The 16,087-nt window shown below is 45.2% G+C and carries 14 protein-coding genes and 1 tRNA gene; 9 read left to right on the top strand and 6 right to left on the bottom strand.

The window, feature by feature from the left end; genetic code table 11:
- The 5 genes from ABY044_RS11710 to ABY044_RS11690 all read right to left on the bottom strand — a co-directional run.
- Window positions 1–366: ATP-binding cassette domain-containing protein (locus ABY044_RS11710; protein WP_373020879.1), on the bottom strand; the 366-nt coding region annotated here is incomplete at its 3' end.
- Window positions 367–380: 14 nt separating this feature from the next.
- The gene (locus ABY044_RS11705) at window positions 381–1,346 is read right to left on the bottom strand and encodes an ABC transporter permease subunit (RefSeq protein ID WP_373020877.1); all 966 of its coding nucleotides are present in this window, start codon (window positions 1,344–1,346) and stop codon (window positions 381–383) included.
- A 242-nt stretch (window positions 1,347–1,588) separates the two neighbouring features.
- On the bottom strand, window positions 1,589–3,598 hold the full coding sequence (locus ABY044_RS11700) for a cache domain-containing protein (RefSeq protein ID WP_373020875.1): 2,010 nt from the start codon (window positions 3,596–3,598) through the stop codon (window positions 1,589–1,591).
- A gap of 393 nt (window positions 3,599–3,991) precedes the next feature.
- Window positions 3,992–4,068: transfer RNA gene (locus ABY044_RS11695), tRNA-Met, on the bottom strand.
- Window positions 4,069–4,153: 85 nt separating this feature from the next.
- The gene (locus tag ABY044_RS11690; RefSeq protein WP_373020874.1) at window positions 4,154–4,534 is read right to left on the bottom strand and encodes a winged helix-turn-helix domain-containing protein; all 381 of its coding nucleotides are present in this window, start codon (window positions 4,532–4,534) and stop codon (window positions 4,154–4,156) included.
- Between the two features lie 176 nt (window positions 4,535–4,710).
- On the opposite strand from ABY044_RS11690, the gene ABY044_RS11685 reads away from it, so the two are divergent.
- Entirely contained in the window at window positions 4,711–4,908 is a 198-nt protein-coding gene (locus ABY044_RS11685) for a DUF2892 domain-containing protein (RefSeq protein WP_373020872.1), read from the top strand.
- Between the two features lie 62 nt (window positions 4,909–4,970).
- Here ABY044_RS11685 and ABY044_RS11680 read toward each other — a convergent pair whose 3' ends face one another.
- Complete coding sequence (locus ABY044_RS11680; RefSeq protein ID WP_373020870.1) at window positions 4,971–5,537, bottom strand: hypothetical protein; 567 nt, start codon at window positions 5,535–5,537, stop codon at window positions 4,971–4,973.
- 200 nt (window positions 5,538–5,737) lie between these two features.
- On the opposite strand from ABY044_RS11680, the gene ABY044_RS11675 reads away from it, so the two are divergent.
- The 8 genes from ABY044_RS11675 to fmdA form a co-directional block, all read left to right on the top strand.
- Window positions 5,738–6,784 (top strand): GGDEF domain-containing protein, encoded by a 1,047-nt coding sequence (locus ABY044_RS11675; RefSeq protein WP_373020868.1) that lies wholly within the window; start codon window positions 5,738–5,740, stop codon window positions 6,782–6,784.
- 525 nt (window positions 6,785–7,309) lie between these two features.
- Window positions 7,310–9,577 carry a class 1a ribonucleoside-diphosphate reductase subunit alpha gene (nrdA, locus tag ABY044_RS11670; RefSeq protein ID WP_373020866.1) on the top strand — a complete coding sequence of 756 codons (2,268 nt, stop codon included), beginning with the start codon at window positions 7,310–7,312 and terminating at the stop codon, window positions 9,575–9,577.
- A gap of 459 nt (window positions 9,578–10,036) precedes the next feature.
- Window positions 10,037–11,284, top strand: coding sequence for an urea ABC transporter substrate-binding protein (gene urtA, locus ABY044_RS11665; RefSeq protein ID WP_373020865.1), 1,248 nt, complete (start codon window positions 10,037–10,039; stop codon window positions 11,282–11,284).
- 144 nt (window positions 11,285–11,428) lie between these two features.
- Window positions 11,429–12,355, top strand: a complete 927-nt coding sequence (gene urtB, locus ABY044_RS11660; protein WP_373020864.1) for an urea ABC transporter permease subunit UrtB — start codon at window positions 11,429–11,431, stop codon at window positions 12,353–12,355.
- 12 nt (window positions 12,356–12,367) lie between these two features.
- Window positions 12,368–13,471 carry an urea ABC transporter permease subunit UrtC gene (urtC, locus tag ABY044_RS11655; protein WP_279419758.1) on the top strand — a complete coding sequence of 368 codons (1,104 nt, stop codon included), beginning with the start codon at window positions 12,368–12,370 and terminating at the stop codon, window positions 13,469–13,471.
- 46 nt (window positions 13,472–13,517) lie between these two features.
- The gene (gene urtD / locus ABY044_RS11650) at window positions 13,518–14,264 is read left to right on the top strand and encodes an urea ABC transporter ATP-binding protein UrtD (RefSeq protein WP_373020863.1); all 747 of its coding nucleotides are present in this window, start codon (window positions 13,518–13,520) and stop codon (window positions 14,262–14,264) included.
- Between the two features lie 12 nt (window positions 14,265–14,276).
- The gene (urtE, locus tag ABY044_RS11645; protein ID WP_373020861.1) at window positions 14,277–14,966 is read left to right on the top strand and encodes an urea ABC transporter ATP-binding subunit UrtE; all 690 of its coding nucleotides are present in this window, start codon (window positions 14,277–14,279) and stop codon (window positions 14,964–14,966) included.
- A gap of 38 nt (window positions 14,967–15,004) precedes the next feature.
- The coding region (gene fmdA / locus ABY044_RS11640; RefSeq protein WP_373020859.1) for a formamidase at window positions 15,005–16,087 on the top strand (1,083 nt) is incomplete at its 3' end.

The raw sequence follows: 16,087 nt of genomic DNA, 5'->3' as shown, positions 1-16,087 counted from the left end.
CATCCAAGGGAACAAGGTATAGCGCTGAAACACCATGCCGCGATCCGGGCCCGGCCCTTCGACCGGAGAACCGGCGACAACCATGACGCCGTCGTCCGCGGTTTCCAATCCGGCAATGGTTCTTGCCAAGGTCGACTTACCACAGCCGGACGGGCCGACCACACACATAAACTCGCGTCGGTAGGTATCGAAATCGATTCCACCCAACACCTGATTAACTTGGCCTTTATGCTCGAACGACTTCTGCAATTTTTTCACTTCTATGGCAACAGGTCGCTTTTCGATTCGCTCGAAACGTTCAAGGATTTCAGGCGTGTAATACGCATCCAGAGCGTGCTTGTCAGTTTGGTTATTCTCTTGTTTCATAAGCCTCTAACTCCTTATTTTGAACCGCTGTGCCACGGGAAGAATTTTCTGCCCAGCCAAGCCAGGATAAGGTCGGTTACCAAACCGATGATTCCGATAATCAAGATTGCCGCAAACACATTGTCAAAATTCTTATAACGTGCCTGCTGGGTGATGAACCAAGTAATCCCCGAGCTGGTTCCGATCAATTCGGCTACGATCAAATAAGTCCACGCCCAACCCAGTAAGATTCGCATATCACGATATAGGTCCGGCAATACACCCGGAACAATGACGCGCTTCAACAATGACATACCGCTGCAACCCAAAGTCAATGCCGCTTCGATAAGCGCAGGGCTCAACTTGCGGGTGGTATTGGCGACGATCAAAATCATCTGGAACACGGTTCCTATGAAGATAATGGCCACCTTCGGCGCATCGTAAATCCCTAGAATTGCGACCGCTAAGGCGCCGAATGCCGGTGCAGGTAAATAGCGGAAGAATTCGGTAAAAGGCTCGACCAGTTTTGAGATAGATTCGTAAGTACCCGCCAAAATCCCCAGCGGAACCCCGATCAATACCGACCAGAAGAAACCAAGCGCAATGATTTGAATACTGTGCAACAGGCTCTCGTGCAGCCAAGGTTCGTTATTACGTTTTGGCGGTGTGGTGAATGCCGTATATAAAGCGGTCGCCACTTCATGAGGTGCAGGCAAATATACCGGGTTGGAAGAGATACCTTCCGGCGGAATTTTCGATTCGGACACTTTCTTTTCGACTTCGCGATAGAAAATCTCTTTATCGACCAACATTCCCACTCTCAAATAACCCGCATCGCCCGAATTGGTAATTTCAATCTTGGGATGCCAAATCTGAGGAACGTAGCTCACCAACGACCAAAGCAGCAACGGAAGTAAGAAACTGGCTAAAGTCAGAGTGAAGCGAGATTGTGCATCTAACGATGCTCTTGGGGTAAACCATGTCTTGGGTAATAACTGCATTTTTTCGCCTATTTATTACATTTCTTTAAAAACGTAATAACAGGCATAACACATCAAAAGCCAATTTACTTTATTTTCAATAAAATCATTGTATTAGCTAAAAACAATAATTTTTTCATCGATTTTAACGAGCCTTTAATGCACCGTTATTAAACTATCATGCACCCCAATATGGCACAAAAGAAAACGACCGCAAAAGCGGCCGTTACAAAAAAGAATTCAACAAAAGGACAATCGAATCATCAGATACCGGTCATCACCAAGGCAATGACGTCATTTTCGTAACCATCCCCATTCTTATATTCGCGATAACCCTCGCCAACACGGTAACCTAATAAATACGGCTTACCGCGCCACTCCCAATAAACCGTATCACTCTGTCCTTTTTCAGCACTCAGCACCTGCGATGGAATTTCCAAATCCGAACCCACTTCAAGCCCAGCCAAGGTGGAAGAGATCACACTTCCCTGACGGTCAACAAAAACACTAAACGTTGTATCGTTAATCAATTGATTGATGTACTTGGGTTGCGTCTCCTCCAACATCGCCTTGAGTTCCGGCTTACTGTCGAACACCAGGGCAATCCCTCCCACATTACGATCGAGATCGTTCCAGTCCTTAACGGCCGCATGATAGATATAGGTATACTCGCCGCCATACAATTCGGTTTTATGAAAATCGGATACCACATAAGCTTGAGTATCTCTCAACCCCATGCAGCGGGAAGTATCGGAAGGCCTCGGCAGAACCGTGCCGATCAATTCGTTTTCGGCCGGATTGGAAACCGCCAGAATCTTGCCTTGACGGTCATACAACATAATATTGGTATAAACCGTGTAAAGCTTATTGATATAGGACAAAACATCACACAACGAACGGGTTTGATCCGCCGAGATCGAATGCGTTTCGTTATGACTGGTCAATATCTTGCGGAAAGTACTGTTCAACGCCCACCAGCGACAATCGTTGGCGCGCTCGTAAAGGTTACGGTCCATGACCTCAACCGCCAACGTCGCACTGAACGCAACCTTTCCCTGAATCGTTTTAACCAAAACGTGGTGAGTATGTTCGATGAAACTACTGAATATTTCCTGAATATCCACACTAATATCTTGGAAACTATCCAGGATCGGCAAAAAGGCTTTTACATCACGCTTGATGGAAATGATCTTACCGTTAAGAATGACGATCAGCAGCAACGTACTGACCTTTAGATTGGTTTCCTCAAGGTCCCTTAAATACAAAGGCGAGTCTTTCGGAATGGTGACATTCAAATCTTTACCGCTGCTTTTATCGTCAAAAGCCACTTCATTAGGCACATCCACATAACCATACCACGGCAGGCCGTGAAATCCTTGATAACCGACGGTCTTGGTCGCATAGTGCAGATTGCCTCCGACTCGAACCGGCAGACTAAAGCCCTGCGGATCCACCCTCTTTTCGCCGACTGCATATTTGTTAGGCATACTCGACACCATGACGCGTCCCTGATCGTCCAGCAGGGAAATTCCGTAACCACCCTGATCTGAGTTCAACGTCCTAAACAGTCGTTCCATTTCATCTTCGAAGTTGAAACTCAAACACAACACACCGACCGGCTGCCTTCTTCCGCCGATATCCGCCTCAATTTTCTTAGCGTAAATCAAACTGGCCGGTTTTCCCGGAAACAAATCGGAATGACGGTAAACTTCAAGATATTCCTCATCCGTTGTCAAAGCCTGATGAATAATCGGATCGTTACTCTTTTCCACCGGATTGTTATCGTCAAGCTTGGCCTTGACCTCACCGCTCGGGGAAACCAACAACACGTCATCGTAAACCGTATATTTAGCTACATACTCTTCAATACGGCGATGGATGAATGCGCGATCGTCCTCACTGAGACTTTCGGCCGCCATATAATCGACCAAGTCGTCGTCGGTGGCTAAAAAACCGACATCGGCAGTACGCTCGAACAGGTTACGGATAAGAATATCGATGGCCGCCTGGGCCTTAAGAATGATTTCGCTGTTTGCCTGATTCATATAACGACCGATCAATCCCTCGATCATCACGTCGCGAAGCTGCTGGAATTCTTTCTGGGTTTCCACAATCGACACCAGCAACTGCGGATCGATGTTCTCGTTATTGATCTTTCCGACCATGGCAACCGTTGTCCACCAAAGATCCTGATGCTCCAACTCAGAAAGATACTTTTTCACTTGTGGTAAATACTGAATGAACTCTCTATATGAATTGGAACTTCCTTGCATATCTTCCCCATCAAAGATTAACAATTAAAGTAGGGAAATAAGCAAGCCACATTCCATAATTTTATAGTTCGACATAAACCGCCTTTATCCACAGCAATATCAAGGTCTTATGAAGACCCAAACAGATTCTATAAAAGGCAGTAAAATCATAATGATGACGACTCATAAATGTGCACAAACTGCGACAAAAGCCGACAGAAAAAAATCACCTAGCCCGCTAATCAAGGCCAATACCCATCATTGTTTCCGACCGATTCCAAAACAAAACGGCACCAAGATCGCACAAACCTTGCCACAAAACATGACAGCAAAATGCACCACAGTTAAAGGCATCAAGAAATACAGGAAAGTTAAGACATAAAAAAACCCGCACTAGGCGGGTTTTTAGAAATATGGTGGCTACACCGAGATTCGAACTTGGGACCCCATCATTATGAGTGATGTGCTCTAACCAGCTGAGCTATGTAGCCAAAAAGAATGCGCGTATTATAGATTTTTAGAAAGATATGTCAACACATATAGCAGACTTTTTTGAGGACAAATTCCAAAAAACGCTCAAAACTTTTTGGAAGCATTCTCCAGAAAAGAAATCAGCTCGGATTCCAGCTCACGGAAGCGCTTTATCATGGACTCGCCTTCTTCGGTCAACGAGGTTCCGCCTCCGGATTTTCCGCCTTGAGCTTTCAACACTAAAGGACGATCAGACATCTGATTCAGTTCTTCGATTAACTTCCAGGCCCTCTTATAGGACATCCCCATCTCTTTAGCGGCTCGATTGATCGAACCGTAACGGGCGATATTTTCTAACAACTGAATACGCCCAATCCCAAGATAGCCTTGCTTTTCACCGGTAATCCAAAACCGGGCACGAATCCGGCTGGAATAATTTTCTCCGGGAAGTTTTGGGAGTTCATCTCCGTGACTGTTTTCCGACAAAATGGCTCCGACAAACAAAGAAGTAAATTTTAAATAAACACGTATAAGACATTTTAATAGGCATCAATATTATTAGAATCCAATCACTATTGACACCCATTCAATATAGGCACAGTATATTCAAAGCAACACCGGAAAACCATTTATAAGCACTCAAAAATTTAAAGGAGTTTTTAATGAATGTCGGCAGACTTGATCAAATTATTCGCATTGTCGTTGGATTAGTCCTGGTCATCGCGACCATCACGGATTTAATCGGGGTTTGGGGATACATTGGAATCATCCCACTTTTAACTGGATTATTACGCTGGTGCCCGCTGTACAGCTTATTAGGCATACAGACATGCCCTTTACATGAAAGTGCACGCAAATAAACAAAAAAGGCCGGGAATTCCCGGCCTTTTTGTCTCTACATCAAACTGTAAAGAAAAACTAATTACATTGCGTGAAACGCTTTGAATTTAGCAATCAACGCTTCAGGGCGCTTCTTCTTAGTTTCTTTAGTCAAAGCATAAACAACTGTTTCACCTTTTGGGCCAGCACCGATATCAGTCAAACGATATGGAACTTCACCGTGAGCCATGAATGCTTTAAACAAATCCCAGTTGTCGAATACATTAATACGACCGTCAGCTACGATTTCACCGTAGAAAGGTTCTGCCGGAGCCAAACGACCTTCCAACATATCGATTGAAGGGATACCTTCCAACTTTTTCTTGTCTGCTTTAGTTAGACCGTGAACAACTGTTTCACCTTTTGGACCAGCACCGATAAAAGTTTTACGGAATGGTGTTTCACCCATTACTAAGAAATCTTTATACAAAGCCGCATCGTAAAATACGTTCATACGACCGTCGTGGTAAACCACATATAGATCGTCGTTATTCAACGTTTGTTCAGCTGCTTTAGCTTCTACTTTACTTACTTCTGCAGGCTTTTCCTGGTTTACAGCACAACCAGCCATTACGCTTGATACCAATGCGGCAATCAATAACTTTTTCATAACACTTCTCCTGGATAGATTTAAAAACCCGCCTAGTTTAAAAAAGCCAAGTAACAACCATATGACCACTTTGTTACAAAAAAATGAAACCCGCACATCTAAAAAATTTAACTTTAAACAAACAAACCTTTAAGATAGTATGAAAATTAATTTAATTCCGCATAAAACATGTTATCTAAATACAGAATTGGTGCCATAGAGTGAACCGCAAAACAACCTCCGTTATACAGCGCTATGCTAAAGCCGAAACAAGCAGTTCCGCTCTGTCTCAAAAAAGCCTTGCTAAAATCAACGAACTTAAACTTAGCGAAAACCCGGTCCACTTCACTTTAATCTATGAATGGTTAAGCCAAGCCGACCCTTACTTTAGCGAAGAAGTTGATCGCATCATCCGCCAAGGCAATTATGATGACGAAATGGCGGAAACCCTGTATATCGAATTAATCACGCAATTACTCTATAAAACTCTGCCGACAGAACAAGCCTGTACGGTCCTGAACGAGCTGCTTTCCAAATTAAGCCGCTGGATCGATGAAAATGCCGGCAAGAAAGAATTGCTAAACGAGCAGCTCAAAGCACTCGATAATCTAAGTCTTCCCGAGGAAGCTCAAAAGCCCTTGAAGGAAACAATCCTTCCGATTATGCACGACCTGTTCGATGGCACGAATGAACTGCAAAAACAGATCATTAAATCAACGGAAGAAATCCGCTTACTGAAAGACGAATTGGAACGCACCTCCGTCATTGCCAAAACAGACGAGCTAACCAACATTCCTAATCGCCGCGGATTCAACGAAATTATCAACAAGGCCAGTCAGCATGCGCAAGAGTCTCAGTCGAGTTTTGCCATTATTCTTCTGGACCTCGATCATTTCAAAAACGTCAACGATACTTTCGGCCATCTTATCGGCGACAGCGTTTTAAGATATGTTGCGAAATTGCTTCATAACGAAACGAAAGGACAAGACAGCATCGCCCGCTTCGGCGGAGAAGAGTTTGTTGTCATCTTACCGGATACCACTTACGACTCGGCTCGACAGGTGGCGAACAATATCCGTAAAAAAATCGAGGCCCGACCTTTGCAAATCAAGTCGAGCCATCAAACCCTGAAACTCACCATTTCTGCCGGAGTGGCGATGTACCAGATGGGAGAAGAACTCGACAAACTGTTTCATCGAGTAGACCAATGTCTTTACCTGGCAAAATCGAAAGGTCGAAACCTCGTCTGTGGCGAAAGCGAATTATAAAAACCCATTTAATTCGGTTCGTCCCGCTTCACATTATTCCGCCCCACTTTATTCCCATCTCGCTTTTTGCATAAACTGACGCAAAATGCTTACTACAATAGATAATGCAAAAAGCCAACCGATTTTTTACAAATACCCCATAAAAATAGGGATAGAATTTTTTACCCGCCAATAGAAAAATTTATTTATTATTTTTTAAATAAACTCACAAAGTTATCCACAGCCCTCAAAGTCGTTGATTTTCACGCACTCTATGAAGTTTTCCACAGGAATTTACAGTCGGTTTAGTTAAAAACCCGTGTTTTTGGAGTATTGCATGAAATTCAAAAATCCACTATATTTTGCGTTAGCAAATATAAAATCTAACCATATCTAGTAGTACATAATTTGCAAGGCACAATGCATTAGTTATATAAATTAGAGTGTAATTTCCCTTACACCCATAAGCTTCTGAATTTGCTAAAAAAACCATTTTTAAGATAAAAAACCATTGCCAACTTTTTATACACAGGTCTAAAAAAGCTCATGACGAATCAGAACATCCAAGTCACCAAACGTAATGGCACCACGGAAGCCATTGATTTAGAAAAAATTCATAGAGTGATTACTTGGGCTGCGGAAGGTTTAGAAAATGTTTCCGTATCAGAAGTGGAATTACGCTCTCACATCCAGTTTTATGATGGGATCACCACTTCGGACATTCACGAAACCATCGTTAAATCCGCGGCAGACCTGATTTCCGAAAGCGCACCTGACTATCAACACCTTGCAGCACGTTTGGCAATCTTTCACTTGCGCAAAAAAGCATTTGACCGTTTTACACCACCAACGTTGTTCGAACACTTAAACAAAATGGTTCGCACACGTTTGTACGATGCACAGGTACTCGAAGATTACACAAAATCCGAAATCGACGAACTGGATACCTACATTCAGCACGACCGTGACATGAACTTCAGCTACGCGGCCGTTAAACAGCTTGAAGGTAAATACCTGGTGCAAAACCGCGTCACAGGTAAAATTTACGAAAGCCCGCAGTTCATTTACATGCTGGTTCCGATGTGTTTATTCGCACACTACCCAACTGAAACGCGTCTGCAATATATTAAAGATTTCTACGATGCGGCGTCCCTGTTCAAGCTATCTTTACCGACGCCGATCATGTCGGGCGTACGTACTCCGACTCGCCAGTTCAGTTCCTGCGTACTGATTGAGTGCGGTGACTCGCTTGACTCTATCAACGCGACTTCATCATCGATCGTCAAATACGTTTCAGAACGTGCCGGTATCGGGGTAAATGTCGGACGAATCCGCGCGCTTGGAAGTGAAATTCGAGGCGGTGAGGCCTATCACACAGGGATGATCCCATTTATCAAACACTTCCAGACAGCGGTCAAATCCTGCTCCCAGGGCGGTGTTCGTGGTGGTGCGGCCACCTTATTCTTCCCGATCTGGCATTTGGAAGTTGAATCCCTAATCGTATTGAAGAACAACCGAGGGGTTGAAGAGAACCGTGCCCGTCATTTGGATTACGGTGTACAAATCAACCGCTTGATGTATCAGCGCATGATCGAAGGCGGTGAGATTGCTCTATTCAGCCCTTCCGATGTTCCCGGACTTTATGATGCTTTCTTTGAAGACCAGGAAGAGTTCGAACGTCTTTACAAAATTTATGAAGTGGATGAAAGCATCCGCAAAAAGAAAGTCAAAGCTTTGGACCTGTTCACGCAAATCGCTCAGGAACGTGCACAGACCGGTCGTATCTATATTCAAAACGTCGACCACTGCAACACGCACAGTCCGTTCGATCCAAAACAGGCTCCGGTTCACCAATCCAACTTGTGTCTTGAAATTGCTTTACCGACCAAGCCGCTTGATTCGGTTGAAGATCCTAACGGTGAAATTGCATTGTGTACGCTTTCTGCATTCAACCTGGGCGCACTCGAAAATCTAGACGAGCTTGAACAGCTTTCCGATCTAATCGTCCGAGCCCTAGACAGCCTACTTGATTATCAGGACTACCCTGTCGAAGCGGCACGTCGCGCCAGTATGGGAAGAAGAACTTTGGGTATCGGTGTTACCAACCTGGCATATTATCTGGCTAAAAACCACACTAAATATTCCGATGGTTCGGCTAACGGTTTGGTTCATCGCACTTTCGAAGCGATTCAGTACCATCTTCTTAAAGCATCGAACAACCTTTCCAAAGAACTTGGGCGTTGCGAATACTTTAATGAAACGACTTACTCTCAAGGCATTCTACCAATCGATACTTATAAGAAAGATTTGAACGATGTCTGTAATGAACCGCTGCACCTGGATTGGGAAACCCTGCGTGAAGAGATTCAACAACACGGCTTGCGCAACTCGACACTGACTGCGCTCATGCCTTGTGAAACCTCTTCGCAGATCACCAACTCAACGAACGGCATCGAGCCACCGCGTGGTTATGTTTCTGTTAAAGCGTCGAAAGACGGTATTTTGAAACAAGTGGTACCGGGCTTCAAAGAGCACCGAGATGATTACGAACTTTTATGGCATATCCCAAACAATAAGGGTTACCTACAACTGGTCGGCATCATGCAAAAATTTGTTGATCAGGCCATCTCGGCGAACACGAACTACGATCCGGCTCGCTTCGATGAAGACAAGGTTCCGGTCAAGTTAATTCTTCAAGACTTATTGCTTGCATACAAGATGGGCTTGAAAACACTTTATTACCATAACACCCGAGACGGTGCAGACGATTCTCAAGAAGATGACGGATGCGCAGGCGGGGCTTGTAAGCTTTAATATCACAGCAAGCCGTTCTTTCCATAGAATCAACGGTAATACCATCAGAGCATCCTCCCAGGATGCTCTTCACCACCTTCCTCAACACTCACTCCCTCCACCTAGATTCAAACCATTTCAGTCCTGATCCACACCACGCTTTCAAAACGCCATCACACATTTGCACACAAACCCCATAGCAACCTCTCACATTCGCCTTAATTTACCCCTGCAAGCAGACCAAGCCCCCTCCAAAACTCAAACACAATTGCACCTTCTTGATTAAAGCCCCCTTCCACAGCACCACAAAATTACAAATAAAGCACCATTGATGTGCATCTGAATAAACCACCAATCAACACTTCATCAATGTTTCCTGTAAATAAACTATTTTTACCTTATGGCACGTCTCCTGCTAGACATAGCTGACTTTAATGTCCATTTAACCACTGAATGTTCAAAACAAGAGGCTAAAAACTCATGAAAAAAACGATTTCATCAAGTCGACTAGGGACTTCCCGTCGTACTTTACTAAAAGGCTTGGCAGCACTTCCTGCAGCTATGGTTCTTGCTTCAAGCGCTTACGCAGCAGACGTTAACACGACTGGTCTAGCGGTTACTGACGATACTGTAAAAGTAGGTATCCTTCACTCAATCACCGGGACTATGGCGATCAGTGAAACGGGTTCCGTTCAGGCTGAAAAGCTAGCTATCCAACAGATCAACGATATGGGTGGTGTATTGGGACGCAAGATCGAATACATCCAGGAAGATGGTGCGAGTGACTGGCCTACTTTCGCTGAAAAATCTAAAAAACTACTTGTAAACGACAAAGTAGCGGCGGTATTCGGATGCTGGACATCTGCTTCACGTAAAGCGGCTCTTCCTGTTTTTGAACAGTACAACGGTATGCTTTTCTACCCTACTTTCTACGAAGGGTTGGAACAGTCTCCTAACGTAATCTATACAGGTCAGGAAGCGACTCAGCAGATCCTTAAAGGTATCGACTGGGCTAAAGAAACCAAAGGCGCGAAGAAATTCTTCTTGCTAGGTTCTGACTACATCTGGCCACGTACTTCAAACAAGATCGCTCGTAAGCACATCGAGAAGCTTGGTTTGAAAGTTGTAGGTGAAGAGTACTACCCACTAGGTCACACTCAGTTCAACTCTGTAATCAACAAGATCAAACTTAAGAAGCCTGACGTTATCTTCACAACCGTTGTTGGTGGTTCTAACGTTGCATTCTACAAGCAGCTTAATGCAGCTGGTATCGATCTAACTAAAGAGAAGCCATTAGTACTTACTCTTTCTGTTACCGAAGATGAAATCCTAGGTATCGGTGGTGAGAACGTTAACGGTCTTTACGCTTCAATGAAGTACTTCCAGAGTCTGCCTAACGACAACAACAAGAAGTTCGTTGCAGAATTCAAGAAGATGTGGGGCGAAAAGAGTGTTATCGGTGACGTAACTCAAGCGGCTTACCTTGGTCCTTGGTTGTGGAAAGCAGCTGTTGAAAAAGCAGGTTCTTTCGATGTTGACGCTATCAAGAAAACGCTTCCTGGTATCGAATTGACTACAGCTCCTGAAGGTTACGTTAAGGTTCACCCTAACCACCACCTATGGTCTAAGTCACGTATTGGTCACGCTAAAGCGGATGGTACATTTGAAGTGGTTTACGAGTCTAAAGACTTGATTGAACCAAACCCATTCCCTAAAGGTTACCAGTAAGTTAACCGCGTGCAGTCCGCTTAATGGGCTGCACCTAATTAAAGGCTCTAATCCAGCATAGAGCCTTTAATTAGGTGTCCAACGTGCCAAGAACACTTTTGATTTTTTTATTTAGATTATTTTACCTGCCAGGAGGAAAAATAAATGTTTGCTGACTACACTTGGGCCGAACTGGGCTCTATTTTTGCGATGCAGGGCTTTGCCGGCCTGATCCTATTCTCGGTGCTGTTGTTGATGGCGCTTGGTCTGGCGATCATTTTCGGGCAAATGGGGGTCATTAACATGGCGCACGGGGAATTCATGATTCTGGGTGCCTATATCACGTATCTGACCTCGAATCTGTTCTCGACGTATCTGCCTGAACTGTTCGGCATTTACTTCTTCATAGCGATGATATTTGCTTTCATAGGAACCTTCCTCCTCGGATCTTTGGTCGAATGGACCTTGATCAGACACCTATATAAGCGCCCGCTTGATACCCTTCTGGCAACTTGGGGACTTAGCTTGATCCTTCAACAGCTTTACAGAACCATTTTCGGTCCTCGTGAAGTAGGAGTTACGCTTCCTGACTGGATGATGGGTTCTTATGCCGTGAGCGACTCGATCGAAATTCCGGTAAACGGAATGATCGTTATGGTGATCACACTGGTTATTACCATTGGCGTATTCCTTTTCTTACAGAAGTCCAGAAAAGGTAAGCAATCTCGAGCGGTTGTTCTAAACCGTGCAATGGCAGGTGCCGTCGGTATTGATACGGCACGAGTCGATAGATTCACATTTGCACTGGGTTGCGGTATCGCAGGTATCGCCGGTGCGACATTCACCATGATCGGTTCAACCGGTCCTACTTCCGGACAGCTGTACATCGTTGACACCTTCCTGGTTGTTGTATTTGGTGGAGCGGCAAGTCTTCTGGGAACAATTGCGTCTGCATTCAGTATTTCGCAAGCACAGTCGATCATGGAGTTCTTTATGAGCGGTTCCATGGCGAAGGTATTAACGCTATTAACAGTCATTGTGATTCTGATGCTTCGACCACAAGGCTTGTTCTCACTTAAAGTCCGTCGCTAGGAGAATAATAAGATGCTACAAAGTAAACTACGTTCATTAACCCCTAAGAATGATGTCATATCATTCCTGATATTGGCTGCGATCCTGTTGGTCGCACTGCCACTATTATTCGATATCTTCCGACTGAACCTGATCGGAAAGTACCTGACCTTCGCATTTGTTGCGTTGGGATTGGTTCTTTCATGGGGTCTAGGCGGTATCCTGAGTTTGGGTCAGGGTATCTTCTTCGGGATCGGTGGATACGCCATGGCGATGTTCCTGAAGCTTGAGGCTTCATCCCCTGAAAACACCAAGATCCAGTCGACTCCGGGGATTCCTGACTTTATGGACTGGAACCAGTTAACGGAACTTCCATGGTTCTGGGAACCGTTCCACAGCCTAGGATTCACCATTTTCGCCATCTTCGCTCTACCGGCTTTGTTTGCCTACATCATCGGTGCTGCGATGTTCAAACGTCGAGTCGGCGGGGTGTACTTCGCAATCATCACTCAGGCGATCGCTGCAATCATGACCATTTTGGTTATCGGTCAGCAGGGTTACACCGGTGGTGTAAACGGTATCACCGACTTGAGAACCTTGTTGGGATGGGACATCCGTACGGATTCCGCTAAATACATCCTGTACTTCGTCAACTCGATTCTGTTATTGGCAACATTGGTAGTGGCTCAATATATCCGCAAGAGTAAGCTTGGGCGTCTGCTGGTTGCGATGCGTGACAGTGAAGACCGTGTTCGCTTCTCGGGTTACGACGTTGCAAACTTCAAGATTTTCATCTTCTGTGTCGCCGGTGTTTTCTCTGCTCTTGGTGGTGCCATGTTCACCCTTCAGGTCGGATTCATGTCGCCTTCGTTGATCGGGATCGTACCTTCGATCGAAATGGTTATCTTCGCAGCGGTAGGTGGAAACCTGTCCATTTTCGGTGCGGTTTATGGAGCGTTAATTGTTAACTGGGCTAAGACGATTCTTTCCGAATCTTACCCTGAACTATGGCTTTTCGCGATGGGTGGTTTGTTCATCGCCGTGGTACTTGCATTCCCTAAAGGATTGGCAGGCATCTACGAATCCTATGTACAGCCATTGCTGAATAAAAAATTCAAGTCGACGCAAGACAAGTAAGCCGACGAATAATTAACGATTAATGATTTAGGTATTGGAGAACACCATGTACCAACAAAAAGATTTTGTATTAACTATTGAAGGGCTTACGGTTTCGTTCGATGGATTCAAGGCCGTAAACGACGTGTCCTTATACATCGAAGAACAGGAAATCCGAGTCATCGTCGGTCCGAACGGGGCCGGTAAAACGACCGTACTGGATTTGATCTGCGGACGTACCAAAGCGACCGAAGGCTCAATCAAGTTTAAAGGCAAGGAACTGACCAAGCTTAAAGAGCATGAAATCGTCCATGCCGGCGTTGGAAGAAAGTTCCAGAACCCGTCTATCTATGAAGATTTGACGGTGTTCGAAAACCTGGAACTCTCTTATCCGAAAGGTAAAAAGGTCTGGGGCGCTCTGACTTTCAGCCGCGATCAGGAAGTTATCGACAAGGTCAACGAGATCGCTTCGATGATCTTCTTGGAAGACAAATTGGATAGTCAAGCCGCTCTACTCAGCCACGGCCAGAAGCAGTGGCTTGAGATCGGGATGCTTTTGATTCAGGATCCGGAACTTCTAATGCTGGACGAACCGGTTGCCGGGATGTCGGTTTCCGAACGTAAGCAAACCGCAGAACTACTTCAGAAAATCACCAAAGACCGTTCAATTCTTGTTATCGAGCACGACATGCACTTCGTTGAAGAAATTGCCGACAAAGTGACGGTACTTCACCAAGGAAAGGTACTTTCGGAAGGATCGATGGAAAAAGTCCAAAACGATCCGAAAGTTATTGAAGTTTACCTGGGACACTAAGGGAGTAAAGAGATGTTAGATATACAAGATTTGCATGTAGCTTATGGAGAAAGCGAAGTTATCAAAGGCTTGAACCTCTCCCTTAAAAAGAATGAAATCATCGCCATCATGGGCCGTAACGGGATGGGGAAAACCACCTTGATGAAATCCCTAATCGGCATGATTCCTTCGAAGTCCGGAAGCGTCAAGCTAGGCGACAAAGAACTGATCGGCATGAAAAGTCACGAACGTGTCAAAGCCGGACTCGGTTTCGTTCCACAGGGACGCATGATTTTTTCAACTATGACCGTAAAAGAAAACATTGAAACAGGACTGACCACTACCGGCGAAACCGAAGTGCCAGAAGACCTGTACAACATTTTTCCGGTTCTGCGTGAAATGAGCAAACGCCGCGGCGGTAACCTGTCAGGTGGTCAGCAGCAGCAACTTGCGATCGCCCGTGCGCTAGCAAGCAACCCGGAAGTTCTATTATTGGACGAACCAACCGAAGGTATCCAGCCTTCGATCATTAAGGAAATGGCACACACCTTGAAAGAAATCCGCGATTCCCGCGGTTTGTCGATCATCGTTTCCGAGCAGGTTTTGAGCTTCGCTCTGGATGTAGCCGACCGAATTATCGTTATTGAAAAAGGCGCGATCATTCACGATCAGCCGCGCAATGAAGTCGACGAAGATAAAGTTGCGTCATTTTTATCTGTTTAACCTAAACCAAGTTAAATTTATACAACAGGAGAACCAAAATGGCCGAAACTATCATTAAAGTCGACCTTACTAAATCCGCTTACGAAAATGACAATATCCACAACCGTTGGCACCCAGATATCCCGATGGTTAAGATGGTTAAGCCGGGCGATGACTTCATCATCGAGTGTGTTGACTGGACCGGTGGTCAGATTGACAGCAGCGACGACGCTTCCGACGTTCGCGACGTTGACTTAACTCAAGTACACTTCCTTTCGGGTCCTGTCGGTATCGAAGGCGCTGAACCAGGCGATTTGCTTGAAGTAGATATCATGGATATCGGAACTTTTGCAGAAAGCAACTGGGGTTTCAACGGTCTGTTTTCAAAGCAGAACGGCGGTGGATTCCTAACCGACTACTATCCTGAAGCACAGAAGACTATCTGGGACTTCAACGGTATCTTCACCAAATCACGCCACATTCCTGGAGTTGAATTCGCCGGTTTGATGCACCCTGGTCTAATCGGATGTCTTCCATCAAAAGAGATGTTGAAAGAGTGGAACGAGCGTGAAAAAGAACTGTATGACACAGAACCGGATCGCGTTCCTGCTTTGGCGACACTTCCTTACGCTGACTCGGCGCACATGGGTCAAATGAAACCTGACGCTGCGAAAGAAGCGGCAAAAGAAGCGGCACGTACCGTTCCTCCACGTGAACACGGTGGTAACTGTGATATCAAGGACCTTACAAAAGGTTCTAAAATCTACTTCCCTGTTTATGTAAAAGACGCTGGTTTGTCAGTCGGTGACCTTCACTTCAGCCAGGGTGACGGTGAGATCACTTTCTGTGGTGCGATTGAGATGGCGGGATGGATTCACCTACGCGTTAACTTGATCAAAGACGGTATGCGCAAATATGCAATCAAGAACCCTGTCTTCAAGCCAAGCGTAATGACACCACATTATAACGATTACGTCGTATTCGAAGGTATCTCTGTTGACAGTGACGGCAAACAGCACTACCTAGATGTGAACGTGGCTTATCAGCAAGCTTGTTTGAACGCGATCGAATACTTGAAGAAATTCGGTTATTCCGGTGAACAGGTTTACTCACTACTGGGTACCGCCCCTATGCAGGGTCAT

Origin of the sequence: Thiomicrorhabdus sp., assembly GCF_041583835.1 — a bacterium.
In the GTDB taxonomy this organism is placed as follows: Bacteria; Pseudomonadota; Gammaproteobacteria; order Thiomicrospirales; family Thiomicrospiraceae; genus Thiomicrorhabdus.
This window is presented reverse-complemented; position numbering and strand designations above follow the sequence as displayed.